The sequence below is a fragment of the Streptomyces sp. NBC_01390 genome, assembly GCF_045040105.1.
In the GTDB taxonomy this organism is placed as follows: Bacteria; Actinomycetota; Actinomycetes; order Streptomycetales; family Streptomycetaceae; genus Streptomyces.
Map to the genome: position 1 here is coordinate 9,762,549 of NZ_CP109551.1, position 23,330 is coordinate 9,785,878.

General features: G+C 70.0%; 19 protein-coding genes and 1 pseudogene. 13 read left to right on the forward strand and 7 right to left on the reverse strand.

Features of this window, described 5'->3' with window-relative positions; genetic code table 11:
- Positions 1-5: 5 nt before the first annotated feature.
- The 3 genes from OG241_RS43705 to OG241_RS43715 form a co-directional block, all read right to left on the reverse strand.
- Positions 6-860: a carbohydrate ABC transporter permease gene (locus OG241_RS43705; RefSeq protein ID WP_405826758.1), complete on the reverse strand. Its 855-nt coding sequence runs from the start codon at positions 858-860 to the stop codon at positions 6-8.
- 106 nt (positions 861-966) lie between these two features.
- A complete protein-coding gene (locus OG241_RS43710) occupies positions 967-1,881 on the reverse strand; it encodes a carbohydrate ABC transporter permease (protein WP_405823794.1) in 915 nt (304 codons plus the stop codon).
- On the reverse strand, positions 1,878-3,242 hold the full coding sequence (locus OG241_RS43715; RefSeq protein WP_405823796.1) for an ABC transporter substrate-binding protein: 1,365 nt from the start codon (positions 3,240-3,242) through the stop codon (positions 1,878-1,880). The genes OG241_RS43710 and OG241_RS43715 overlap by 4 nt, the downstream gene beginning before the upstream one ends.
- A gap of 304 nt (positions 3,243-3,546) precedes the next feature.
- Between OG241_RS43715 and OG241_RS43720 the strand changes: the two genes are divergently transcribed.
- The 6 genes and pseudogenes from OG241_RS43720 (at position 3,547) to OG241_RS43745 (ending at position 9,564) form a co-directional block, all read left to right on the forward strand.
- Positions 3,547-4,308, forward strand: a complete 762-nt coding sequence (locus OG241_RS43720) for a FadR/GntR family transcriptional regulator (RefSeq protein ID WP_405823798.1) — start codon at positions 3,547-3,549, stop codon at positions 4,306-4,308.
- Positions 4,309-4,705: 397 nt separating this feature from the next.
- Positions 4,706-5,071, forward strand: a pseudogene (locus OG241_RS43725) (MFS transporter); the annotation flags it as partial.
- Positions 5,072-5,290: 219 nt separating this feature from the next.
- Positions 5,291-6,790 carry an MFS transporter gene (locus OG241_RS43730; RefSeq protein WP_405823800.1) on the forward strand — a complete coding sequence of 500 codons (1,500 nt, stop codon included), beginning with the start codon at positions 5,291-5,293 and terminating at the stop codon, positions 6,788-6,790.
- A gap of 182 nt (positions 6,791-6,972) precedes the next feature.
- Complete coding sequence (locus OG241_RS43735) at positions 6,973-7,542, forward strand: TetR/AcrR family transcriptional regulator (protein WP_405823801.1); 570 nt, start codon at positions 6,973-6,975, stop codon at positions 7,540-7,542.
- Positions 7,543-7,869: 327 nt separating this feature from the next.
- Positions 7,870-8,571, forward strand: a complete 702-nt coding sequence (locus OG241_RS43740; RefSeq protein WP_405823803.1) for an SDR family oxidoreductase — start codon at positions 7,870-7,872, stop codon at positions 8,569-8,571.
- Positions 8,572-8,685: 114 nt separating this feature from the next.
- A complete protein-coding gene (locus OG241_RS43745; RefSeq protein ID WP_405823805.1) occupies positions 8,686-9,564 on the forward strand; it encodes an alpha/beta fold hydrolase in 879 nt (292 codons plus the stop codon).
- A 53-nt stretch (positions 9,565-9,617) separates the two neighbouring features.
- On the opposite strand, the gene OG241_RS43750 is transcribed toward OG241_RS43745, so the two are convergent.
- Complete coding sequence (locus tag OG241_RS43750) at positions 9,618-12,281, reverse strand: discoidin domain-containing protein (RefSeq protein WP_405823807.1); 2,664 nt, start codon at positions 12,279-12,281, stop codon at positions 9,618-9,620.
- Between the two features lie 384 nt (positions 12,282-12,665).
- Here OG241_RS43750 and OG241_RS43755 point away from each other — a divergent pair, with 384 nt between their 5' ends.
- Complete coding sequence (locus OG241_RS43755) at positions 12,666-14,351, forward strand: glycosyl hydrolase family 28-related protein (RefSeq protein WP_405823809.1); 1,686 nt, start codon at positions 12,666-12,668, stop codon at positions 14,349-14,351.
- A 101-nt stretch (positions 14,352-14,452) separates the two neighbouring features.
- The gene (locus tag OG241_RS43760; RefSeq protein WP_405823811.1) at positions 14,453-15,751 is read left to right on the forward strand and encodes an alginate lyase family protein; all 1,299 of its coding nucleotides are present in this window, start codon (positions 14,453-14,455) and stop codon (positions 15,749-15,751) included.
- Between the two features lie 28 nt (positions 15,752-15,779).
- Here the strand turns inward: OG241_RS43760 and OG241_RS43765 are convergent, their stop codons facing one another.
- The gene (locus OG241_RS43765; protein WP_405823813.1) at positions 15,780-15,980 is read right to left on the reverse strand and encodes a hypothetical protein; all 201 of its coding nucleotides are present in this window, start codon (positions 15,978-15,980) and stop codon (positions 15,780-15,782) included.
- Between the two features lie 178 nt (positions 15,981-16,158).
- On the opposite strand from OG241_RS43765, the gene OG241_RS43770 reads away from it, so the two are divergent.
- Positions 16,159-17,502, forward strand: coding sequence for a histidine kinase (locus tag OG241_RS43770; RefSeq protein WP_405823815.1), 1,344 nt, complete (start codon positions 16,159-16,161; stop codon positions 17,500-17,502).
- 63 nt (positions 17,503-17,565) lie between these two features.
- On the opposite strand, the gene OG241_RS43775 is transcribed toward OG241_RS43770, so the two are convergent.
- Positions 17,566-18,600: an aldo/keto reductase gene (locus tag OG241_RS43775; protein ID WP_405823817.1), complete on the reverse strand. Its 1,035-nt coding sequence runs from the start codon at positions 18,598-18,600 to the stop codon at positions 17,566-17,568.
- Between the two features lie 97 nt (positions 18,601-18,697).
- On the opposite strand from OG241_RS43775, the gene OG241_RS43780 reads away from it, so the two are divergent.
- Complete coding sequence (locus OG241_RS43780; protein ID WP_405823819.1) at positions 18,698-19,378, forward strand: response regulator; 681 nt, start codon at positions 18,698-18,700, stop codon at positions 19,376-19,378.
- 70 nt (positions 19,379-19,448) lie between these two features.
- On the opposite strand, the gene OG241_RS43785 is transcribed toward OG241_RS43780, so the two are convergent.
- Positions 19,449-20,462, reverse strand: coding sequence for a Gfo/Idh/MocA family oxidoreductase (locus OG241_RS43785; RefSeq protein WP_405823821.1), 1,014 nt, complete (start codon positions 20,460-20,462; stop codon positions 19,449-19,451).
- A 130-nt stretch (positions 20,463-20,592) separates the two neighbouring features.
- On the opposite strand from OG241_RS43785, the gene OG241_RS43790 reads away from it, so the two are divergent.
- The 3 genes from OG241_RS43790 (at position 20,593) to OG241_RS43800 (ending at position 23,256) form a co-directional block, all read left to right on the forward strand.
- Positions 20,593-21,330, forward strand: coding sequence for a GntR family transcriptional regulator (locus OG241_RS43790; protein ID WP_405826760.1), 738 nt, complete (start codon positions 20,593-20,595; stop codon positions 21,328-21,330).
- Positions 21,331-21,469: 139 nt separating this feature from the next.
- Positions 21,470-22,657: an ROK family glucokinase gene (locus OG241_RS43795; protein WP_405823823.1), complete on the forward strand. Its 1,188-nt coding sequence runs from the start codon at positions 21,470-21,472 to the stop codon at positions 22,655-22,657.
- Positions 22,654-23,256, forward strand: a complete 603-nt coding sequence (locus tag OG241_RS43800; RefSeq protein ID WP_405823825.1) for a sugar kinase — start codon at positions 22,654-22,656, stop codon at positions 23,254-23,256. Before OG241_RS43795 ends, OG241_RS43800 begins: the two co-directional genes overlap by 4 nt.
- Positions 23,257-23,330: the final 74 nt, after the last annotated feature.

Consider the following 23,330-nt stretch of genomic DNA (forward strand, 5'->3'; position numbering starts at 1 on the left):
AGCGGTCACTCCTTGGTGGCGCCGGCGAGCATTCCGCTGACCAGGAAGCGCTGGGCGAACAGGAACACGACGAGGACGGGTGTGATGGCGACCAGCGTCGCCAGTGCCAGTTGCGGGCGTTGGATCGCGAGGGTGCCGACGGTCGGGTTGAACGAGGGCACGTTGCTGAGGAGGCTGCCGACGCCGACCTGGATCGGCATCTGGTCGCTCTCGGGGAGCATCACGTACGGCAGGAAGTAGTTCGTCCAGTTGGCGACGAAGCTGAAGAACCCGACCAGCGCGATGACGGGCGTCGCCAGGGGCAGGGCCACATGGCGGAAGACGCCGAACTCGGAGCAGCCGTCGATCCGGGCCGCGGCCAGGAGGTCCTTGGGCACGGCGGTGGTGAAGTAGATGTACGTCAGGTACACGCCGAACGGGTAGAACGAGTACGGCAGGATGATCGACCACATGGTGCCGATCAGGTGCACCGCGTTGATCTCCAGGAACAGCGGCACCACCAGCGTGGCGTTCGGCATCAGCATCACGACGAGGGTCGCGATCAGCAGGGTGTGCCGGCCGCGGAACTCGGTCATCGCCAGCGCGTATCCGGCCGGAATGGCCAGGCAGAGCGTGATGACCAGGGAGATCGAGGCGTAGAGGGCGGAGTTGCGCAGCCACAGCAGGATGGCGTCGTCCTGGAAGGCGGTGAGCGCGTGCCAGTTGACCGACAGCGCGTGCCAGGATCCGAAGGACAACGGGTTGTCGTGGACCAGTTGCTGGTCGGTCTTGGTCGCCGCGAGCAGCAGCCACAGGACCGGCAGCACGAAGAAGACCACGAAGACGGTGAGCACCGAGCCGGCCAGCAGGCGGGACGCCATGTGCCGCGGGCGCCGGCCGCGCTGCCGCGGTTCCCCGTGGCGGCTTCGGCTCATGGTGTTCGCCTCCCGTTCCGCGCGGGCGGTGGCAGGGGGAGTGGGTCGGGTGTCAGTCGGCATCGAAGAACCCCGACCGTGCGACGAAGACACCGGCGACCGACACGCTGACGACCAGAAGCTCCACGGAGACCGCGGCCGCGCCGTTGATGTTGTTCATCTGGAAGGCGAAGTCGTACGTCAGCTGGTTGAGCGAGTAGTCGCGGCCGGCCACGCCCGTGCTGGCGAGGGAGAGCAGCTGCGGCTCGACGAAGAGCTGGGCGCCGCCCGCGAATGCCAGGATCGCCATGTAGACGATCCACTTGCGGAGCATGGGGATCTGGACGCGCCAGGCGGTCTGCCAGCCGTTGGCGCCGTCGATACGGGCGGCTTCCATGACGTCCTTGGGGATGTTGTTGAGCGCGCCGTACATGACGACGATCCAGCCGCCCGCTCCGGTCCAGAACGCGATGATCGTGAACAGCAGGGCCAGGTTGCCTGGGGCGATGACCTCGCCGAAGGTGTGGAAGCCCAGCGTCTCCAGCAGGGAGCTGACGGGGCTGACCGTCGGGTCGAGGATGAACAGCCACACCAGGACGCTCGCGGCGCCGGCGAGCGCGCCGGGGATGTAGTAGAGGAAGCGCAGCGCCTGGCTGAGCGGCCCGGAGGACAGCCGGTGCAGGAGCAGCGCCAGGACCACCACGAACACGACGAGGGACAGGAGCCAGAAGACCAGATAGAGGGCCACGTGGCCCAGGGAGTCGACGAAGCGGAAGTCCTGTGCCGTGGTGACGAAGTTGGAGAAGCCGGTGAAGGCGCCTCCGGCGTCCGTGAACGCGAAGTAGATCGCGTAACAGGTCGGGAGGACGCCGAAGGCGATCAGGAGCAGTACGTAGCCGGCGACGAATGCCACGCCGGCCCGGCTCTGCCGGGAGGTGCCGCGAGGGCGCCCCCGGACAGAGCGGGCGGAGGAGTGCGTGAGCGTCACTGGGAGACCTTGTATCCGTCGGCCTTGGCGTACTTGACGATCGAGTCCTGCCAGGCGGGCAGCAGCGACTCGACGGTCTTCCCCTGCGTCATGCCGGGCTTGACGGTGGCCGCCCAGATCGCCTCCTGGCTGAACTGGCCCGAACCCCAGTCCGACCACACCTGCGAGGAGGCGTCCTTGAGGGCGGTGAGGTCGCCGTCGAAGTACCCGGAGGCGGCCTGCGCCTTCAGCCAGTTCTCGGCGGCGGGAGCGTACGCCGGGAAGCCGGGGGCCTTCTCGCCCTGGTAGGCGTTGTCGGTGGTGACCCACTTCAGGAAGTCGGTGGCCGCCTTGATGTGGGTGGAGTGCTGGGACAGCAGCCAGGTGCCGCCGCCGACGTTGCCGGTGGACGGTGAGGTGTCGCCCTGCCACTGCGGTATGGGTGCGACCGCGATCTGCTTGGCCGGCGTCTTGAGGCCGTCCTTGAACACGGCGCCGCCGTACCAGGCCGGGCCGGGCATCAGCAGGACCTTGTCGGCCTCGTTCTTGGCGAAGTCGGTGCTGAAGACGCCGCTGATCGACATCGACTTGTTCTTGATCAGTACGTCCATCAGCTTGGCCATCTTGGTGCAGGCCTCGCTGGTGGTGTTGACCGAGACGGCCTTGGGGCCGGTGATGTGGTTGGCGCCGCACTTGCTCGCCCACAGGTAGATCTCAGGGGTGAAGGAGTCGCCCGCGTCGCCGACGAGGTAGCCGGGGTGCTCCTTGGCGACCTTCTCGCCGAGCGCCTGGTACTCCTCCCAGGTCGTCGGGACCGTGTACCCGAACCTCTTCAGCAGCGGCGCGTTGTACCAGAGCACCGCCTGGGAGAGGTCGTTGCGCAGGCAGTACAGGGTGCCGTCGACGGTGCAGACGTCGTTGGCGCCCTTGGCGAATCCACCGAGGGTCGCCTCCGGGATCAGGCCCTTGTTCAGCGGCGCCGCGAAGCCGGCGTCCACCGCCCAGCTCGCCTCGTTGTTCTGGGAGCTGAAGACGACGTCCGGCCAGCCCTTGCCCGTGCGGTTGAACAACTGGACTTTCGTCTGGAGGTAGTTGGACCCGTTGGCGTCGCCGTCGTAGCTGACGATGTCCATCTTCACGTCCGGGTGCTGCGACTGGTACAGCTTCGCGGCGTCCATGCGCGTCGCGTCCACCCAGACGGTCAGCGCCCCGTCCTTCTGCGCGGCCTGCGCGAATCCGTCCTTGGTCGTCGTACCGGCGCCGCCACCCCCGCCACAGGCGGTCACGGTGAGCAGCACGGTGGTGGCACACCCGGCCAGCAACGCGGCACGTCTCCTGCTGGTCCCTGTCTCCCGGGTGACCGAAGGCTTGTAGACGGACATGTGCGACTCCACTCGGTTTGCCTGAGGCTGACGGCTCTGTCATTACCGCTGCGGAAGAAATTAGCCGCCATATCGAAGGGGGCGTCAAGGGGTGTGTACGGCTTTTTTAGACCCGGTTGGACGCAAGAGGGCGGCTCAACTTACGTCCGCACCTGGTCAAATGGGTAAATAAGGTTGAAGTTGCGCAGAGATTTATGATCAAGCCCCTGAATAATGAGTACGACTTATTGAGGCCTGAGGTACGATGAGTGCGGTTTCAAACCGGATCAGTCATGCACGTCGCAGTCACCCGGAGGCAGGACACATGAACGACACGCCGGCCGTGCCAGCAGTGGTGAACGGCGCGGACGGGCGGCGCGACTACCGGCCCGGATACGAGCTCGTGGCGGAGCGGATCCTCGAATTCATCGCCGAGGAGCGCCTGGTGGCCGGCGACCGGATGCCCACGGAGAACGACTTGGCGCAGCGGCTGGACACCAGTCGGGCGGTGGTCCGGGAAGCCGTGAAGATCCTCTCGGCGCTGGGCCGGGTGCGGGCGCACAAGGGCCGCGGTCTGTTCGTCGCGGACGACGAGGGCATGCTGATCACCAGTCGCTGGGGTGGTTTCTTCCGCCCTGTGGATCTCGACCACGTGCTCATGCTCTTCGAGTTCCGCCGGGTCCAGGAGATGGCCGCCGCCAGACTCGCGGCCACCCGCGCCACGCCGGCCGAACTGCGCGCCATCGAGGTCGCGATGCAGCAGTGCCGGCACGGGTACCTCCATGGTGAGGTCGACGTCTTCAACCAGGGCGACGACGACTTCCACGCGGCGGTGGCGGCCGCCTCGCACAACACCTTCCTCGGCAGCGCGGTGCGCGACGCCCGCCGACTGCAGCGCCAGTCCAGCGCGATCGGCATCCACAACACCCTCGGCGAGGGCACCTCGGCCGCGGTCGAAGAGCACGAGGCCATCTACCGCGCCATCCGCGACGGCCACCCCGACGAAGCGGCCGAAGCCACGGCCGTACACCTGGACCGGACCCTGGAGGACTACCGGCGGGAGATCCAGCGCCGTCTGTTCGGCTGACCCGCCTGCCCGGACGTACCGAAGGGGCACCGCGGCAGAGCCCCTCCAGCGCCGTTGACGGACCGACGAGTTGCCAGCCCTCTTAGCCCCTGGTCGTTGAGGGGACCGGCGGCCATCGCTGGTTGCCGCCGCACCTGGGCCGAAGCCGCCCGGCACCCTCCGCACTTCTACGCCTCGCTGCCTGCCGGTTGCAGCCGGATGTGAACGCCGGAGCGAACCGTTGGAGAGGTCGTCCGAGCGCCCGGCATGCCCGGTCCGCCGTTCCCGACATCAGGCCCGGCTTCGGCGCGGTTCTCGCCGGGGGCGCTTCCACCTCCGCGGTACCCGCCCCGGCCAGGACGGGCGGCGGCATGTCGCAGAGCGAGCACGCTGCAGCCCCGCGAGGGTGTCCCCTTGCCTGTCCGGCTCGCTCGCCGGGCAGGGCGTGCTGACCGGGGCGCTGCTGGGCGTGAACGCCGACGTCTCGTCGATGTGGCTCGCCATGGCCGCCATCTCCCTGGCGTGCGTGTGCCACCTCGGCGTGATCGTCTCCTACGGTCTGACGGTCACGTCCGGCATACCGGACACGGAGCGGGGCCTGGCGACCGGCCTGGTCACCACCTCCTCGGACCTGCTGACGGGCCTTCGCACGGTCATTGCCGTGGAACCGACGATCGTGCCGGCGGCCGCCGTTCTCGTCGCCCTCGGACTCCGAGGCAGTGGGGCGGACGCGGAGGCGGTGGATTCAGCGGCGGCCGAGGTGGAGGCGCTCGACGCGCGGTAGGACTGCCACGACCAGGTCTCAGGCGCTCTCTCCGAGGTGGCGGTACAGGGCGGCACGGGACGGAGTCTGCGTCTGGTGCCCGGTGGCGGCCCTGCCGAGTCCGATCAGGGGCCCCTGGGGGCCCATTCGCTTGCATTGGGGAAACCGATCTGTTTTCCTAGGTGGAAACAGATCGGTTTCCAGTCGATGTTCTGCCTCCGACCAGCGAAAAAGGGAAAAATGACTACCACCTTCGATCGCGGCGCGCCCGCTTCCGGGAAAACAGACTCGGGCCGCCGCGGCTCACATGCCACGCGCTGGTGGGTGCTCGTCGTGCTGGGCGTCGCGCAGCTCATGGTCACGCTCGACGCCACCGTCGTGAACATCGCGCTGCCCGCGGCGCAGCACGACCTCGGGTTCAGTGACGGCAGCCGGCAGTGGGTCATCACGGGTTACGCCCTGGCGTTCGGCAGCCTGCTGCTGCTCGGTGGTCGGCTCGGTGACCTCTTCGGCCGGCGTACCACCTTCGTGACCGGCCTGATCGGCTTCGCGGGGGCGTCGGTCCTCGGCGGCGCGGCCGGCAACTTCGAGGTCCTCGTCGCGGCACGCGTGGCCCAGGGACTCTTCGCCGCGCTGCTCGCGCCCGCGGCACTCTCACTGCTCAGCGTGACCTTCACCGAACGGTCCGAGCGGGCCAAGGCCTTCGGCATCTTCAGCGCGCTGGCCGGCGCCGGCGGCGCGATCGGGCTGCTGCTCGGCGGCATGCTCACCGAGTGGGCGTCGTGGCGCTGGGTGATGTACGTGAATGTCATCTTCGCGGCCTTCGCACTGGTCGGCGCGCTGTTGCTGCTGGCCAAGCCCGCGATCTCCGAGCGGCCCAAACTCGACATCCCGGGCACGATCGTGGTGAGCGCCGCGCTGTTCGCCATCGTCTACGGGTTCGCGCACGTCGAGTCGACCAGCTGGACCAACCCGGTCTCCCTCGGCTCGATGGCCGTCGGCGTGGTGCTGCTCGCGGTGTTCGTATGGCTGGAGGCCAGGGTCGCGCATCCGCTGCTGCCGCTGCGACTCGTGCTCGACCGGACGCGCGGTGGCTCGTTCCTGGCGGTGTTCGTCATCGGCATGGGGATGTTCTCGATCTTCCTGTTCCTGACCTACTACCTGGAGGCCAGCATCGGCTACTCGCCGATCAAGACCGGTCTGGCGTTCCTGCCCATGGTCGGGGGCATCGTCGTCGCGTCGACCACGGCGCCCGCGCTGCTGCTGCCCAGGGTCGGTCCGAAGGTCGTGGTCAGCGCCGGCTTCCTGATCGCCGCCTCCGGTATGGCTCTGCTGACCCAGCTCAAGCTGGACAGCACCTACGCCGCCCACATCATGCCCGGCCTGATCCTGCTGGGCCTGGGCCTCGGTGCAGTGATGACCACGGCGTTCCAGGGCGCGACCGCGGGCATACATCACGAGGACTCGGGCGTCGCCTCGGCGCTGATCAACACCGGTCAGCAGGTGGGCGGTTCGATCAGCACGGCGCTGCTGACCACCGTCGCCTCGTCGGCCACGACCGACTACCTGTCCTCGCACCGGGCCGGCGCGCTGACCGTGGCCCAGGCCGGCGTCGAGGGCTACACGGCCACCCTGGCGTGGGGCGCAGGGTTCTTCGTGGTCGGCGCACTGCTTGCGGCGTTCCTGATCCCGAACGCCGCTCTGGCGCCGTCGGAGGGCGAGCCCGTCGTCGCCCACTGAGCCGGAACGCGCCGAGGAGTATGCGGTAGCTCACGTCGAGGGGTCTGTGGCCGTACTCGACGTGCGCCATCGCGGCGGGGGCGGTGCGCTCGCCTTCGGCTGTTCGGCGGCGCCGAAGCCACCCGGAGATCATCGTAAACCGATCGGTTTCCATTTCGTCTCAGGCGAGTTACTCTCGCGTTATGACCACCGAGACGAAGTCAAGTTCCAGGGAGCGGCTGCTGGAGGCGGCGGCGACGCTCACCTATCGAGACGGTGCAGGTATCGGCGTCGACGCGCTGTGCAGGGCGGCGGGGGTGTCGAAGCGTTCCATGTACCAGCTGTTCGAGAGCAAGGATGAACTGCTGGCGGCGAGCCTGGAGGAACGCGCCGCCGCCTTCGTGGCCGGGCTCCTGCCCGCGCCGGACGACGGCCGTTCACCGCGCGAGCGGATTACGCATGTCTTCCGCCAGCTGGAGTCGCAGGCGGATTCGCCCGGCTTCCACGGCTGTCGGTATCTGTCCGTCCAGATCGAGCTCAAGGACCGGAACCACCCTGCCAGCCGGGTGGCGCACCAGGTCAAGGCGAACCTGACGGGCTTCTTCCGTGCCGAGGTCGAACGGGGCGGCGCGAGCGACCCGGATCTACTTGCCCGGCAGCTGATCCTGGTCTTCGACGGCGCCAGTGCCCGCGCGGGAATCGGCGCCGACGAGTTGTCGGGGCTCATCGCGCCCACCGTGGCCGCGATGCTCGACGCGAGCCACATGCGCTGACGCGCGGCTCTGGCCCTGCCCTCGGCCTCGGTTCGGCCGCGAGGTGCCCGCCGCGGGTTCGGGCGGGCGCGCCGCGCTCGTGCCCGGCGGGCCGGGGGCGGGGAATCCTGCGCCGGTGGCGCGCGGGCGCCGGGCCCCTCCATCCTTTCGGCGTAGGCATCTGTGACGCCTTTGTGTCGCCGCGCCGCTGTGTCGACAGGGATCCGCAGCCCGGGCGAAGGCGGGCGCGGACGCCGCCTCCAAGGTCCGGTCGGTTGGGACTTGCGCGTGGAAACCGATCGGTTTACTGTTGTGGAAACCGGTCAGTTTCACGTTGTGGAGGCAGTCATGGCATCCCTCAAGGGCGCGAGCGTCTTCGTCACCGGCGGTAGCCGCGGGATAGGCAAAGCGCTGGTGGAGGAGCTTTACCTGCGTGGAGCAGGCAAGGTCTACGCCACCGCCCGCGACCCGCGCACGGTGACGCATCCCGACGCCGTCCCGGTGGCACTGGAGGTCACCGACCCGGCGTCCGTGGCGGCGGCCGCCGCGCAGGCGCAGGATGTCACCGTGCTGATCAACAACGCCGGCGCCTCGGTCGGAGCGTCCTTCCTCGGGTCCCCGCTCGACGACGTGCGCCAGGAGTTCGAGACCAACTTCTACGGCCCGCTGCTGGTCGCCCGGGCCTTCGTGCCGGTCATCGAGAGCAACGGCGGCGGCCACATCCTCAATGTGCACTCGGTGCTGTCCTGGCTCGCCCTCGGCGGCTCCTACAGCGCCTCCAAGGCCGCTCTGTGGTCGCAGACGAACTCCCTGCGCCTGGAACTCCAGCCGCGCGGCATCGGTGTCACCGGACTGCACGTCGGATATGTGGACACGGACCTTGCGGCGGGCGCCGACGGTCCCAAGGCCGACCCGCGCGACGTCGCCGCACGAGCCCTCGACGGCATCGAGACGGGCGCGCACGAGGTACTCGCCGACGACATCTCACGGCAGGTCAAGGCAGGCCTCGCCGGAGACCTCGCGGGACTGTATCCCCAGCTGGCCCAGTAGGCCACGGACCGGAACACGCCCCGACGACCGACCGGGCCGGCGCCATCCCGCCGGCCCGCCCCCCCGCCCGAACCCCCAGTCATCAGCCCACAGTTCACCCACGAGGAGTCCGAGATGCCCGACACCACGTCGCGTCCCACGATCGACATTCCGGGGACCACCAGCCACACCCTCGCCCCCCGCCCGGGAGGCTCCGGCCACGAAGGAACGCTGCGCTATCTCAGAGCGGGCACCGGCGCTCCCCTGGTCCTGCTGCACACCGTGCGCACCCAGGCCGAGCACTACCGCTCCGTCATCCCGCTGGTCTCCGACCACTACACCGTGTACGCCCTCGACCTGCCCGGGATGGGCTACTCCGAGATCGTGCCCGGTGCGTCGTATGACGAGCCGGCGATGCGCGCGGGCGTCGAACGGCTCCTCACCCAACTCGACCTCCACGACGTGACGTTGGTGGGGGAGTCGATGGGGGCGGTGCTCGCGCTGACCGCGGCGGCCGATCTGCCGGACCGGGTACGGCGTGTCGTCGCGGTCAACACGTACGACTTCAGCGGCGGTATCGCCCGCTCCAGCCTCCTCGCCCGCGTGGTGGTCGGCGGTGTCCTCGCGCCGGGGGTGGGCCCGGTGATCGCCGGCGTGGAGCCCAAGCCCGTCCTCAGCAAGGTCCTGCAGGGCGGCCTGGGCGACAAGACCGCTCTGCGCGGCGACTACATCGACGAACTTCTCCAGGTGGGCAGCCGCCCCGGCTACCCGACCGTGGCCCGGGCGGTGTACCAGAGCCTGCCCAGCCTCATCGCGGCCCGCTCGCGCTATCCCGAGGTCAAGGCCCCGATCCACCTCGTCTACGGCGAGAAGGACTGGTCCCGGCCCTCGGACCGCGAAGCCAACAAGAAGCTGCTGCCCGCCGCAGAGTTCACCCAGGTGCGGGGAGCGGGCCACTTCATCGCACTGGAGCGGCCCGACGTCGTGGCCGACCTGGTGAACGCCGTGGCCTGACCGCCCCGAGACCGCCGGCGGGCAGCGCGGGGGACCGGAGGCGAAGAAGCCGGTCAGGGGCGGATCGTCAGCCAGTCGAGCGCGGCGACCCGGATCCCGCCCTCCGCCACGAGGTACAGGTCGTGGGTGCCGCTGACCTCGCGGCGCAGAGTCACGGACCGTTCCCGCCATTCGCCGACGGTGTCCGTGAGGGGCACCACCGCGGCCACCGGGCCGTCCGGTGAGTCCAGCCGCAACCCGAGCGAACAGCCCCGCGCGCAGCTGGATTCGAGACGCACGGTGAGGTGCCTGCCCCGGATGTTCACCGCGTCGAAGCCCAGCCCGTCGCCCGCGCCGAGGACGCCGGTGGCCGCCGTGCCGCGCGCCACCCCCCTTACCGAGGTGGCCTGTTCGGCCTGGAGCGTCGAGGCGGCGTCGGGCCCGTCCCCGTACAGCCTGATGTCGTTGACGACCCAGGGCGTCGGCCCGTTCGCGGTCAGTGTGACGCGTACATAGCGGGCGATGGTCTGCCGGGGGAACACCGCGTCCTGGGTGAAGGAGCGGCCGGAGACCTGGGCGAGGGGCTCACCCCAGTGCGTGCCGTCGCGGCTCACGGAGACCGCGAATCCGTACGGCTGCCCGCCGGTGTCACGGCCCGCGTCGAGGGAGAGCCGGGCGAAGGTCTTGCTCTCGCCGAGGTCGACGGTCAGGGACTGGCCGGCGGCCTGCGGGGCGGCGCCCGTCCAGCGGGTGTTGATGTCGCCGTCGACTGTGGTGGCGGCGTCGGTGCCGTCGCTCGCGGTGGCGGTCCAACTGCCGTGCCGCACCCGCTGCCGGCAGCCGGGCAGATCGCAGCCGGTCGACCAGACGGGACCGCCGTACTCGTAGGCACCCTGGTCGGGAGCCGTGCCCACGGTGTCGGTCGTGACGCCGTCGACCACCTCGCCCGCGTCGATGGCGGGCGAACCCGGCGTCAGCCACAGCTCACCGTTGACGGCGTCCGCGTAGCCGGGCTTCTCGCCGATCAGGTTGGAGCGGACGACCGGCAGCGGATTTCCGGTCTGCGTCGCGGTGACCGGCTTGGGCCCGACGATGTTACTGAAGTACGAACCCGACGCGTCCGTCGCGCCGCTGAGGGCGACCGAGGCGACGTTGACGCCCACCCCGTAACTGGAGTTGTGGTCCTCGTTGGCGATGCTCGGGCCGGTGTGCCCGTTGAAGAAGACGCCTCGGCTGCCGGTGTTCCAGGCGACGTTGTGATGGAGCCTGAAGTGGCCGGAGTAGTTGTCGACGTAGTAGCCGTTCTGGCCGTCGGCGTCGTGCGCGGTGTTGTGGTCGACGGAGGTGCCCGAGCCGTTCAGGCTGCAGCACACGTAGAAGGGGGAGCCGTCGCGGGAGGTGCGCATCGCCTCGGACAGGTCGTTGTAGGCGATGCGGTTGCCGTGGAACTCGGTGCCGTTGAGCTGCCAGGCCGTGTCGATGGCCGCCCGCCCGGTGCGCCGGATCGTGTTGTGGGTGACCGTGTGGTCGTTGCCGTTGATCTCGATGCCGGGGGTGTAACTGCCCATCCAGCCGACGTCGTGGATGTAGTTGCCGGTGACGGTGTTGCCGGTGCCGCGGACCAGGACGCCGTCGCCGGCCGACCGCGAGATCTCGCTGTTCCTCAGGGTGTTGCCGGTACCGAGGATCTGTACGCCCGAGTCGAGGATGCGGGAGGCGACGATGTGGCCCTCGAACGGCTCGACCGCGAGGTCACTGTCCGGCGGCATGGGCAGGGTGGAGAACTCGGAGACGTACGTGGCGTGCAGCCCGTCGACCACAACTCCCGTACTCGACTTGCCCGTTCGGAGGGAAGTGCCCCAGAGGCTCAGGCCGCGCACGGTGACGTGGGAACTGGCGCTCAGGTCGACGCCCCACAGCCGGTGCTTGGCGGTCACCGTGTGTCCGGCGATGCCGTCCTTCGGGGGGACCATGAACAGCCGGTGTGCGGCCCTGTCGTAGTACCACTCGCCGGGCTGGTCGAGGGCCGCCTTCGACCCGACGAGGTAGTAGTTGCGGTAGGTCTGGTTGCCCATGCACAGGGGCGGGCAGCGGTAGTTGCCGCCCCGGAAGTCCAGCTTGCCCGCCGAGGCGGCGGTGACCGTGCCGGTCTGCTGGGCCCAGGGGTTGGAGCCCGCCCACAGGTGCACGGTGGCGCCGGTCCAGTCGGCGTCGGGCAGGTCGGTGTCGTCGATGTGCTGGTCGGTGGAGGTGGTGTCGGCCTCGGCCCAGGTGGCGTTCAGCGGATCGGCGCCGGAATTGGGCCAACGGCCCTCGGCGGCGCGGGCGTTGTCGAGGAACACCGCGTTGAAGTCCGGGTCGGGCGGCAGGTCGGTGTCGGTGGCGATCAGTCCGCCGCCGGCGTCCTGCCAGCCGGTCACCCGCTCCGTGCCGTCCACGGTCACCGGACCGTCCCCGTACGCGGCGATCGTGATCGGAGCACCCTCGGTGCCCGAGGGAGGGGTCAACTGCTCACGGTAGGTGCCCTGGTGGACCAGGCAGGTGTCGCCGGGCCGGACTCGTTCGAGGCAGGCGCCGATGGTGCGCAGCGGGCGGGCCCGCGTGCCGGGTGAGTGGTCGCTGCCGCGAGGGGCGACGTGGTAGGCGCGGCCGGACTGCGCCGCGTGCGCGTGGGCCTGGACCGGGAGGGCCAGCAACGCCGTCACGACGGCCAGTACGGAGAGATGTCCGCGTCTCATGTCCTGTCTCCATTCGTCGGATGTCTGGCGGCTCAGCCCAACCATGGGTGATGACATTCGTGCCTAGCGAGAAGGGTTGCGACGGCTTTCGCAGCACCCGACCGCACGGCAACGTAGGAGATTCATCCGATGACGTCAACGCCTCGGACGGGATGTGGCTCCACATCGACCGGTTCACCCATCTGAATCGGTGTGCAGGCCATCTCTCTAAAGGTCCAAGCCAATAAAGAGCGCACGAGCCCTTTCGTCCTCAAGTGTGTCGTGGCATGCTCACCGCTCAGCGCACATCTGAACGTCGTTCACATCCATGAAAGACCATGGAAAGGGCGAACGGACATGAGAGACGCACACGCAGCCGTCACCGGCACATCGAATGTCATGCACATGACCTCCAGCTCGACCAGGCGTGCCGTCCTGGGCGGCGCCGTCGCGATGGCGGCCGGTGCCGTGGCGGCCGGTACCGGCATCGCGACGGCGGCCGGACCGGGAACACCGCCGACCGGAACGCCGCTGACCGAAACCCCGCTTCTCTGGCGGGAGTTCACCCACGCACCCTTCACGCACCCGCAGATCCCCTACGTCGGCCGCGCGGGCTGCTTCGGCGGGGCGGCCCACCACCCCCGCCGTCACGCTGTCGCCGACGTACGCGATTTCGGTGCCGTCGCCGACGGCGTGACCGACTCCGCCCCCGCGATCAACCGCGCCATCGCCGCTGCCGGCCGGGCCGGCGGTGGCACGGTCACTATTCCGCCCGGCACGTTCCGCATCGACGACGTGATCCGCCTGGACCGGTCGAACGTGACCCTCAAGGGCGCCGGCAGCGGCCGTACGACCCTGTACGCGACGAAGAACCTCACCGAACTGATCGGCGCGTACGGCTCCCGCTACGGCGGCGACAAGTCGGGCTGGTCATGGGCGGGCGGTCTCATCTGGCTGGCCCCCAAAGCCCGTTGGTCCTCGCTCGTCGCCGCGATCAGGGCGAAGGCGTGGCCCTTCGAGGGATGGACGGGCAACCTGCGCGACGAGTGGCGCCCGCTCACGGCGGTCGCCCCGGCCCGGCAGGGCTCATGGACGATCACGGTGACGAACCCGACGTCACTGCGCCCCGGTGCCCTGGTCCTCCTCCGGCTGGCCGACGACGCGCAGCACACGCTCCTGGAGCACATGTGCGGCGGCGGCCCCGGACCCGAGGCCTACTTCTGGGACGACAAGACGAAGCTGACGTCGTACGTCCCCTACGAGTGGCCCGTCCGCATCGCCCGGGTCCGCGGCCGCACGCTCACCCTCGAACGTCCGCTGCCGCTCGACGTACGCCCGGAATGGAACCCGCAACTGACCACGCACGTACCTGAGTTGACGCGCTCCGGGGTGGAGGGCCTGACCCTTGAGGCCAGGGAGACCCCGCAGCAGCCGCATCTGCTGGACAAGGGGCACAACGGCGTCGTCCTGCAGTGCGCGTACGACTGCTGGGTGGACGACGTGACGGTCCGCCACGTCGACAACGGCTTCGGCCTGGTGTCCGCCTCCGCGTGCACCCTGCGACGGACACGTGTCACCGGCCGAGGCTCCCACCACCCCTACTTCTGCCGTGAGGGCTCGCACGACAACCTCGTCGAGGACTTCGCCATCGAGGAGCGCACCGTCCCCGCACCCTCCAACACCCAACTGCACGGCATCAACGTCGAGGGGCTGTCCTCGTACAACGTCTGGTCGCGCGGCGACATGCGGATGGGCACCTTCGACAGCCACCGCGGACTGCCCTTCGCCAACGTCCGCACCGACATCACCCTGAACAACACCGGCCGCCACGGCGGTGACGCGAGCGCCGGCCCCCTGTTCGGCGCCCGCTTCACCCACTGGAACATCCGCGTCACCAACGCCCGCGCGGGACTCGTCAGGATCGACGGCCTGGCACCGTACTCCGCCACCGTCGGCATCGACGAGGTCAGGGAGTTCGACCAGATCGACGTCCCCGACCTCACCGGCGACCTCCATACCCGCCTGGAGCTGTACGGCAGCCCGCACGCGGTACGCCCGCGGAACCTGCACGCGGCACAGCGCGCGCTCTAGACGCTCTGCCCGTGTCCTGCCCGGGTTCTGCCCCCTGCCCTGCCCGGGATCTGTCCCCGCGTCACCACCCGCACGTTCGCCCACCTGAACGGAGTGGATCGATGAGCGAGACGAGCGCACCCTCGGCACTGTCACGACCGGTCGTCCTCCTGTTGGCCTTCATCGCGTTCGCCGTCGGCGCCGCCGTCCCCACCGCCTCGGCGCGGGTGACGGCGGAGTCCACGCCCGAGGTCCCGCACACGGCCGTACTGGACGGCGCCCAACTCCAGCGGACCAAGCTGCGCGTGAAGCACGGCGACCGCCAACTGCGCCGAGCCGTCGACGCGTTGAGCGTCCGAGCCGGCAAATGGCTGAGCCAGGGCCCCTGGACGGTCGTCGACAAACCACGCCCCGCACCCGGCGGCGACGTCCACGACTATCTGAGCCAGGCTCCCTACTGGTGGCCATCCAAGCCCCCGACCAGCGACAACGCCTGGGGCTGCCCATACGTGCAACGCGACGGCGAGCGCAACCCCGAGGTCGACACCGGCACCGACCGCCAGGACGTCGAGAAGACCTTCGACGCCGCGTACGACCTCTCCCTCGCCTGGTACTACACCGGCGAGAAGCGGTACGCCGAGAAGGCCGGGCAGGTGCTGCGCACCTGGTTCCTCGACCCGGCCACGAGGATGAACCCGAACCTGAACCACGCGCAGTTCATCCCCTGCAGGTACGACGGCCGAGCCATCGGCATCATCGACTTCTCGCAGTCCTTCACCAGCGTCCTCGACGCGCTCGCCCTGCTGGACACCGGCGCCCCGGGCTGGACCCGGAAGGACCGTGCCGGCATGACGAGGTGGAACAGCGACTTCCTCGGCTGGCTCAGGACCAGCGACTTCGGCAGCGAGGAGGCCGCGGCCACCAACAACCACGGCACCTTCTACGACATGCAGCTCGCCGCACTCGCCTACGCGACCGGCGACAGGGACCTGGCCCGGCGAACCGTCCTGAACGTCCGAGGCACACGCATCGCGGCCCAGATCGCGGCCGACGGCAGCCAGCCCCAGGAGCTGACACGGACCAGAAGCTGGCACTACTCGACCTTCGACCTGGTCGCCCACACCCGGCTCGCGGCCATCGGCCGGCACGTCGGCGTGAACCTGTGGGCGTACCGGGGCCCGGACGGGCAGAGCCTGTTCAAAGCGGTGGACTACCTGCTGCCCGCCGCGACAGGAACGGCCGCCTGGCCGCATCAGGAACTCGGCTTCCTCCGCTACGCCGCGGACGACATCGTCCACGCGGCCGCGGACGCCGGTGACGTACGGGCGCGGCGGGCGGTCCCGCTGCTGGAGGAGCCGCCGGGCGGTGACCTCTGGGCCCTGCGCCCGGCAGCGGAACAACTCGACTCCATCGCGGGCTGATCCGCGGCCGCCGGGCTCCCCACTTCGGTCACCCTGACTTGCGGCTCTGGGCTGCGGCGAACAGCGCGAAGGACAGCACGAGCAGTGCCACACTCGCGTAGATCTCGTAGCCGTCGAGGAATCCGAGCTTCTGTACGAGACCCCAGTGCACGTCGGTGAATTCGTGCAGCAGACCCGCGACACCCTGCACCAGGGCGATGAAACCGGCGATTTCCAGAAACTGCTTCATACCCGGATGCTCGCTCCGCGGCCCCTCCGCCTGCATCGGCCGCGGGGCGAGACCGGCTCTTCCGAAGTCGGCTGTCGCTTGCGCGCACCGCGCCGAAAGTCTGCGGCGGCGTGACTTTGGTCGACGATCACGGCTCGGCGTGGTTGGCACGGGCCGTCACCCCATAGATTTGTCGACTGTGAGAGGTGACAGGTCGACATCCGATCCCGCGGCCGTTCCTGCGGCCGTTCCCGAGCCCACGACGGCGTTCCCGGGGCCGCGATGGCTCTTCCCGTCGGCCGTGCTCGAAGGCCTCGACCCCGACCCCGTCTCGCATCCCGGTTCCGGCTCCGGTTCGGGCTCCGTGGGGCGGCGGGCCAGGTGGTTCGGGGCGCCCGCACAGCCCCGGCGCACCGCCCGCGACTGGGTCGTCGACTTCACCTGCTTCCTGCTGGCCGTCCTCGTCGGCGTGCTGAGCGCGGTCGCCCTGGCCGACGACCCGAACACCCCGCACGCCGTCGCCGCCGTCGACCAGTGGGTCGGCGCCCTCGCCTGCGCCGCCGTATGGCTGCGCCGCCGCCGGCCGCTCGGTCTCGCCGTCGCGATGCTCGCGGCCGGCCTCGTGTCGGTGACCGCGGGCGGCGCAGGGCTGGTCGCCCTCTTCTCCCTCGCCGTGCACCGCCCCTTCCGGTACGTCGGCCTGGTCAGCGGCGCCTCCGTCGTGGTGGTCCCGTTCTTCTACTGGCTGCGCCCCGACCCGGACCTGCCGTACCTCGCCGCGGTGTTCCTCAGCGTCCTGCTGACCGCGACCGCGGTCGGCTGGGGCATGTTCGTGCGCTCCAAGCGGCAGCTCATGGTGAGCCTGCGGGACCGGCTGCGGCGAGCCGAGACGGAGGCGTCGCTGCGGGCCGAACAGGCGCAGCGGCTCGCCCGCGAGGCCATCGCCCGCGAGATGCACGACGTGCTCGCCCACCGCCTCACCCTGCTGAGCGTGCACGCCGGCGCCCTGGAGTTCCGGCCCGACGCACCCCGCGAGGAGGTCGCTCGGGCCGCCGGGGTCATCCGGGAGAGCGCGCACGACGCCCTCCAGGACCTGCGGGAGATCATCGGCGTCCTGCGGGCGGGCGACCCGGAGGAGGCGGGGCGCCCGCAGCCCACGCTGGCCGCGCTCGACCTCCTGGTGACCGAATCCCGCGAGGCCGGTATGAAGATCGCGCTGGAAAACCGGGTGACGGCACCGGCCGCCGTACCTGCCTCCATCGGCCGCACCGCCTACAGGATCGTCCAGGAGGGCCTCACCAACGCCCGTAAGCACGCCCCCGGCGCCGAGGTCACGGTGTCCCTCACAGGCGCCCCGGGCGACGGCCTGACCGTCTCCGTACGCAATCCCGCACCCCCGGGAGAGGTCCCGGACGTCCCCGGCTCCGGACAGGGCCTGATCGGCCTGACCGAGCGCGCGACCCTGGCCGGCGGGCGGCTGGAACACGGCGCGGAGCCGGACGGAGGATTCGCCGTCCGGGCCCGGCTGCCGTGGGATGCCTGACGGCACCTCCTTCGTGACGGCACCACCTCTTTGAACCCCACCTCTTTGAAGAGGAGGGCGCTTTCAGCCGCGCACCGTACGCGGTACCACCCGTTGTCCCGCCTCCCCGTACACCCAGGCAGAGGTCTCCTCGATGAACTCGGTCGGGAAACCGGGCCGGAATCCGGTGGTCTCCTCCAGCCCGGCCACCAGGTCGGCGGGGAGCGTCAGTTCGGCCGCGCCGAGGTTGTCGGTGAGCTGCTCGACCCGGCGCGCGCCCACGATCGGGTGCACGGCGGGGGAGTGCGCCATCGTCCACGCGATGGCCACCTGAGCCGGGGACGCGCCGAGTTCGTCCGCCGCCGACTGCACCGCCGCCGCCACCGCGTGCTCGCGCTCGCCGATCGCGTCCGCGGACAGCCGCACCGACTCGTCCGGGGCGATGCCCCGCGCGCGGGTGTACTTGCCGGACAGAATGCCGTTCTGCAGCGGACTCCAGGCCGCCACCGACATCCCGAACGCCTCGGCCATCGGCAGCAGTTCACGTTCGATGTCCCGGCTGAGCAGGCTGTACGGCACCTGGAGCGCGGCGAACTGCGACCAACCCCTCAACTCCGCCAGGGTGTTGGCCCGGGACACCACCCACGCCGGGGCGTCCGAGATACCGACGTACAGCACCTTCCCGGAGCGCACGGCGTCGTCGAGGGCGCGCATGGTCTCCTCGACGGGTGTGGCCCGGTCCCAGATGTGCACCCAGTACACATCCACGTAGTCCGTGCCGAGGCGGCGCAGACTCGTCTCCAGGGACAGCGTCAGATTCTTGCGGTGGTTGCCCGCCGCGTTGGGATCGGCGCCGTCGCGCGAGATCGTGTACTTCGTGGACAGCACGAGCCGGTCGCGCCGCCCCCTGAGGAGTTCGCCCAGGATCGTCTCGCTCGCACCACCGCGGTAGTTGATCGCCGTGTCGACGACGTTCCCACCCGCGTTCTCGTACGCGTCGAGGATGCGCGCGCACTCGTCCTTGGGCGCCCCCACCCCGCCCTGCTCTCCGAAGGTCATGGCCCCGAGGAAAAGCTCGGAGACACGTAAACCCGTCCTGCCCAGCAGCCGGTAACGCACGAAAGGCCCCTCGTTTCACAGGAGTTCAGGTCGGCAATCTAGCCGCACCCGCACCCGTGCACCGCCGGACGCCGCACAACCGTGATTACGTGGGGCCATGACCGTGATCAGACTGCTCCTCGTCGACGACGACCCCCTGGTACGGGCGGGGCTGTCCCTCATGATGGGCGGCGCCGAGGACATCGAGATCGTCGGCGAGGCCGCCGACGGCAGCGAGGTCGAGGCCCTCGTCGGCCGCACCGGCCCGGACGTCGTACTCATGGACATCCGGATGCCGACGGTGGACGGACTCACCGCCACCGAACGCCTGAGGTCCCGAAAGGACGCCCCGCAGGTCGTGGTCCTCACCACCTTCCACGCCGACGACCAGGTACTGCGCGCCCTGCGCGCGGGCGCCGCCGGCTTCGTCCTCAAGGACACCCCGCCCGCCGAGATCCTCGCCGCGGTCCGCCGGGTCGCGGCCGGGGACCCCGTCCTGTCGCCCGCCGTGACCCGCCAGTTGATGGCCCACGCGGCCGGCGGCTCGGCCGACACCCGGCGGGCCGACGCCCGGGCCCGGACAGCCGCGCTCAACGACCGGGAACGCGAGGTCGCGGTCGCCGTCGGCCAGGGCCGGTCGAACGCCGAGATCGCCGCCGCGCTGTTCATGAGCGTGGCCACCGTCAAGACGCACGTCTCCCGCATCCTCGCCAAACTCGACCTCAACAACCGGGTGCAGATCGCCCTGTTGGCGTACGACGCGGGACTCCTGGAAGAAGACGGGCAGGACCAGCCCTAGCCGACGACGGGCGTACGTCGTCCACTGTCTACTGTCCTCCGCCTACCGCCTACCGCCTACCGCCCGCCCCTCAGTCCCACCCGCCCGGGATCTCGGCGAGGTGTACGGGTCTGCGTTCCCGTCTGGACAGTTCGCAGGCCTCGGCGACGCGCAGGGCCTGCAGTGCCTCCCGGCCGTCGCACGGGTTGGCGCGCTCACCGCGCACCACCTCGACGAAGGCCGACAGCTCGTCCTCGTAGGCGGTCCCGAAACGCTCCAGGAAGCCCGTCCACGGCTTGCTCGCGGCCGGCGGACCCGCCGGTTCGGTCGACGCGATCGGCGTACGGTCGTCCAGGCCGACGCCGACCTGGTCCAGCTCGCCGGCCAGCTCCATGCGGACGTCGTAGCCCGCGCCGTTCATACGGGTCGCCGTCGCCGTGGCGAGCGTGCCGTCGTCCAGGGTGAGTACCGCGGCTGCCGTACCGACGTCGCCCGCCTCGCGGAACATCGGGGGACCGGCGTCCGACCCGGTCGCGTACACCTCGACGATCTCCCGCCCCGTCACCCAGCGCAGGATGTCGAAGTCGTGGATCAGGGTGTCCCGGTACAGCCCGCCGGACAGCGGCAGATACTCCGGCGGGGGCGGCGTCTGGTCCGACGTCATCATGCGGACGGTGTGCAGCCGGCCGAGCCGCCCGGAACGCACGGCCTCGCGGGCACCCGCGTAGCCGACGTCGAAACGGCGCTGGAAGCCCATCTGAAGGATGGTGCCCGCCGCCTCCACCTCGGCGATGGCGGCCAGGGTGGCAGGCAGATCGAGCGCTATGGGCTTCTCGCAGAACACCGGGAGACCCGAGCGTGCTGCCCGACCGATCAGTTCGGCGTGGGCCGAGGTGGCCGCGGTGATCACCACGGCGTCCACGCCCCAGGTGAAGATCTCGTCGACACCCGGCGCGGCCGTCGCTCCTAAGCGGTGGGCGAGATCCTGCGCCCGCCCGCTGTCCGCGTCCGTGACGATGAGGGATCCCCCCACCTCGCGGTGACGGCTGAGGGTGTTCGCGTGGAATGTACCGATGCGGCCCGTCCCGATGACTCCGATGCGCATGAGAACCAAACTGGGGTCCGACCAGCCACGCTGTCAATGCGTATGTCAGGACAATCGAACTACACGACTTCCCGTCAACAACCACCGGAGCTACGCTCAGGCCGTGCCGAAACCAGATGTGGATCCGACAGTGCCGCTGGAACTCAGTGTGGACCGGAGCAGCCCGGTACCGCTCTACTTCCAGCTGTCCCAGCAGCTCGAAGCCGCCATCGAGCACGGAGCACTCACTCCCGGCAGTCTGCTGGGCAACGAGATAGAGCTGGCCGGACGGCTCGGTCTGTCCCGCCCCACCGTGCGCCAGGCCATCCAGTCCCTCGTGGACAAGGGCCTGCTCGTACGCCGTCGGGGGGTCGGCACACAGGTCGTGCACAGCCAGGTCAAACGCCCGCTGGAACTGAGCAGCCTCTACGACGACCTGGAGGCGGCGGGCCAGCGCCCCGCGACCAGGGTCCTCGTCAACACGGTCGTGCCGGCCTCCGCGGAGGTCGCCGCCGCGCTCAACGTGGCCGAGGACAGCGACGTACACCACGTGGAACGGCTGCGGTCGGCGCACGGCGAGCCGATGGCGTACCTCTGCAACTACCTGCCGCCCGGTCTCTTCGACCTGGACACCGGCCAGCTGGAGGCCACCGGGCTGTACCGGCTGATGCGTGCCGCCGGAATCACCCTGCACAGCGCCCGCCAGTCGATCGGCGCACGTGGAGCGACGGCCGAGGAGGCGGAACGCCTCACCGAACGCGAGGGCGCCCCCCTGCTCACGATGCAGCGCACCACCTTCGACGACACCGGTCGCGCCGTCGAATACGGCACCCACACCTACCGCCCCACGCGCTACTCATTCGAGTTCCAACTACTGGTACGCCCATGAGGCAGGGCGCAGCCCTGGCCTCGGGGGCGCGGGGAACTGCGCGAACAACCACAACGCACCCGCACCCGGCAAACACCCCGCACCACCCCATCGCTCCCCCGCGCGCCAACGGGTCCCTCGGTGAGGCAGAATCGCCGCAATGAGCACCTACCGCGACTTCGCACTCCCCCGGGCTCTCAACGCGACCGGTGGGGGAAGCGCCCCCATAGGCTCCCGCCGGGCACCGGCGCTGCGCACTGTCGGCACACGCGAGCGCCGTTCCCACCTCACGGCGCCCCGCGTACCCACCGTCGGTATCGACATCGGCGGCACGAAGGTGATGGCGGGTGTCGTCGACGCGGACGGCAACATCCTGGAGACGATCCGCACCGAGACGCCGGACAAGTCCAAGAGTCCCAAGGTCGTCGAGGACACGATCACCGAGCTGGTTCTCGACCTCTCAGACCGGCACGACGTGCACGCCGTCGGCATCGGTGCGGCCGGCTGGGTCGACGCCGAACGCAACCGCGTCCTGTTCGCCCCCCACCTGTCCTGGCGCAACGAGCCCCTGCGCGACCGCCTCGCGGGCCGGCTGGCCGTCCCCGTCCTGGTCGACAACGACGCCAACGCCGCCGCCTGGGCGGAGTGGCGCTTCGGCGCGGGGCGCGGCGAGGACCACCTGGTCATGATCACGCTCGGCACCGGCATCGGCGGCGCGATCCTGGAGGACGGCCAGGTCAAGCGCGGCAAGTTCGGCGTCGCCGGCGAGTTCGGCCATATGCAGGTCGTGCCCGGCGGCCACCGCTGCCCGTGCGGCAACCGCGGCTGCTGGGAGCAGTACAGCTCCGGAAACGCCCTGGTCAGAGAGGCCCGCGAACTCGCGGCGGCCGACTCCCCGGTGGCGTACGGGATCATCGAGCACGTCAAGGGCAACATCGCCGACATCACCGGTCCGATGATCACCCAGCTGGCCCGCGAGGGCGACGCCATGTGCATCGAACTGCTCCAGGACATCGGCCAGTGGCTCGGCGTCGGCATCGCCAACCTGGCCGCCGCCCTCGACCCCTCCTGCTTCGTCATCGGCGGCGGTGTCTCCGCGGCCGACGACCTGCTGATCGGCCCCGCCCGGGACGCCTTCCGCCGCCATCTCACCGGCCGCGGCTACCGCCCCGAGGCCCGCATCGCCCGCGCACAGCTCGGCCCCGAGGCCGGCATGGTCGGTGCCGCCGACCTGGCCCGCCTGGTCGCCCGCCGCTTCCGGCGCGCCAACCGGCGCCGCCTCGAGAGATACGAGCGCTTCGAGAAGTTCGTAGAGACCACCCGCCGCGCCACCCAGGGGCCCCTGTGACCGCCTCCCTGCCCCGTCAGGCCCTGCCGCCGGACGAGCCGCCCGGCCCGCCGGAGGACCGCCGTCACCGCAACCGCCGGCGCGCCCTGACCCTGCTGATCATCGTGCTCCTCATCGGCGTCCCGGCCGGTTATCTGGTGATCTCCGCCAACCAGAGCCGTGACAGCGGCTTGGACAAGGAACGCAAGTGGGCCGCGCGGGGCCTCACCAAGGCCTGGCCCTCCAAGGTCCAGCGCCACATCTACGAAGTACCCGTCCCGCGCCAGGCCGACGGCGAAGGCATCCTGTCGACGAAGGTCGCCTACTACGAGACGAACAACTGGCGTACCAGCCGTCTGTACGTCCAGTTCATGACCACGAACGCGGGGCTCGACTACTTCTTCAAGGCCATGGGCGTCCCCCGCACCAGCCTGAAGAAGGACCAGTTCCCCATCAGTGCCCGGGACCAGAAGATCGTCGGCTGGAAGTTCAAGGAGCCGGGCCCGTGGTGGGGGCTCGCCCACCCGCAGAAGAACCCGGCACCCACGCAGCACATCGTCGTGAAGTGGGCGAAGCCCAACCACTACATGGTGTACGTCGTCTCGCGAACGACCCCCTGACCGGCCGCGCGACAGCCTCCGGACCGCCGCCGGGACCCGGGTGTCAGCAGCAATGTCAGACCCCGCCCGTACAG

Bases quoted from the DNA above. Each gene is read 5' to 3' on its own strand.
- OG241_RS43795 (WP_405823823.1), top strand. From the start codon at position 21,470: ATGAGCACCTACCGCGACTTCGCACTCCCCCGGGCTCTCAACGCGACC.
- OG241_RS43760 (WP_405823811.1), top strand. From the start codon at position 14,453: ATGAGCGAGACGAGCGCACCCTCGGCACTGTCACGACCGGTCGTCCTC.
- OG241_RS43765 (WP_405823813.1), bottom strand. From the start codon at position 15,980: ATGAAGCAGTTTCTGGAAATCGCCGGTTTCATCGCCCTGGTGCAGGGT.
- OG241_RS43755 (WP_405823809.1), top strand. From the start codon at position 12,666: ATGACCTCCAGCTCGACCAGGCGTGCCGTCCTGGGCGGCGCCGTCGCG.
- OG241_RS43720 (WP_405823798.1), top strand. From the start codon at position 3,547: ATGAACGACACGCCGGCCGTGCCAGCAGTGGTGAACGGCGCGGACGGG.
- OG241_RS43715 (WP_405823796.1), bottom strand. From the start codon at position 3,242: ATGTCCGTCTACAAGCCTTCGGTCACCCGGGAGACAGGGACCAGCAGG.
- OG241_RS43730 (WP_405823800.1), top strand. From the start codon at position 5,291: ATGACTACCACCTTCGATCGCGGCGCGCCCGCTTCCGGGAAAACAGAC.
- OG241_RS43780 (WP_405823819.1), top strand. From the start codon at position 18,698: ATGACCGTGATCAGACTGCTCCTCGTCGACGACGACCCCCTGGTACGG.
- OG241_RS43745 (WP_405823805.1), top strand. From the start codon at position 8,686: ATGCCCGACACCACGTCGCGTCCCACGATCGACATTCCGGGGACCACC.
- OG241_RS43705 (WP_405826758.1), bottom strand. From the start codon at position 860: ATGGCGTCCCGCCTGCTGGCCGGCTCGGTGCTCACCGTCTTCGTGGTC.
- OG241_RS43735 (WP_405823801.1), top strand. From the start codon at position 6,973: ATGACCACCGAGACGAAGTCAAGTTCCAGGGAGCGGCTGCTGGAGGCG.
- OG241_RS43750 (WP_405823807.1), bottom strand. From the start codon at position 12,281: ATGAGACGCGGACATCTCTCCGTACTGGCCGTCGTGACGGCGTTGCTG.
- OG241_RS43740 (WP_405823803.1), top strand. From the start codon at position 7,870: ATGGCATCCCTCAAGGGCGCGAGCGTCTTCGTCACCGGCGGTAGCCGC.
- OG241_RS43785 (WP_405823821.1), bottom strand. From the start codon at position 20,462: ATGCGCATCGGAGTCATCGGGACGGGCCGCATCGGTACATTCCACGCG.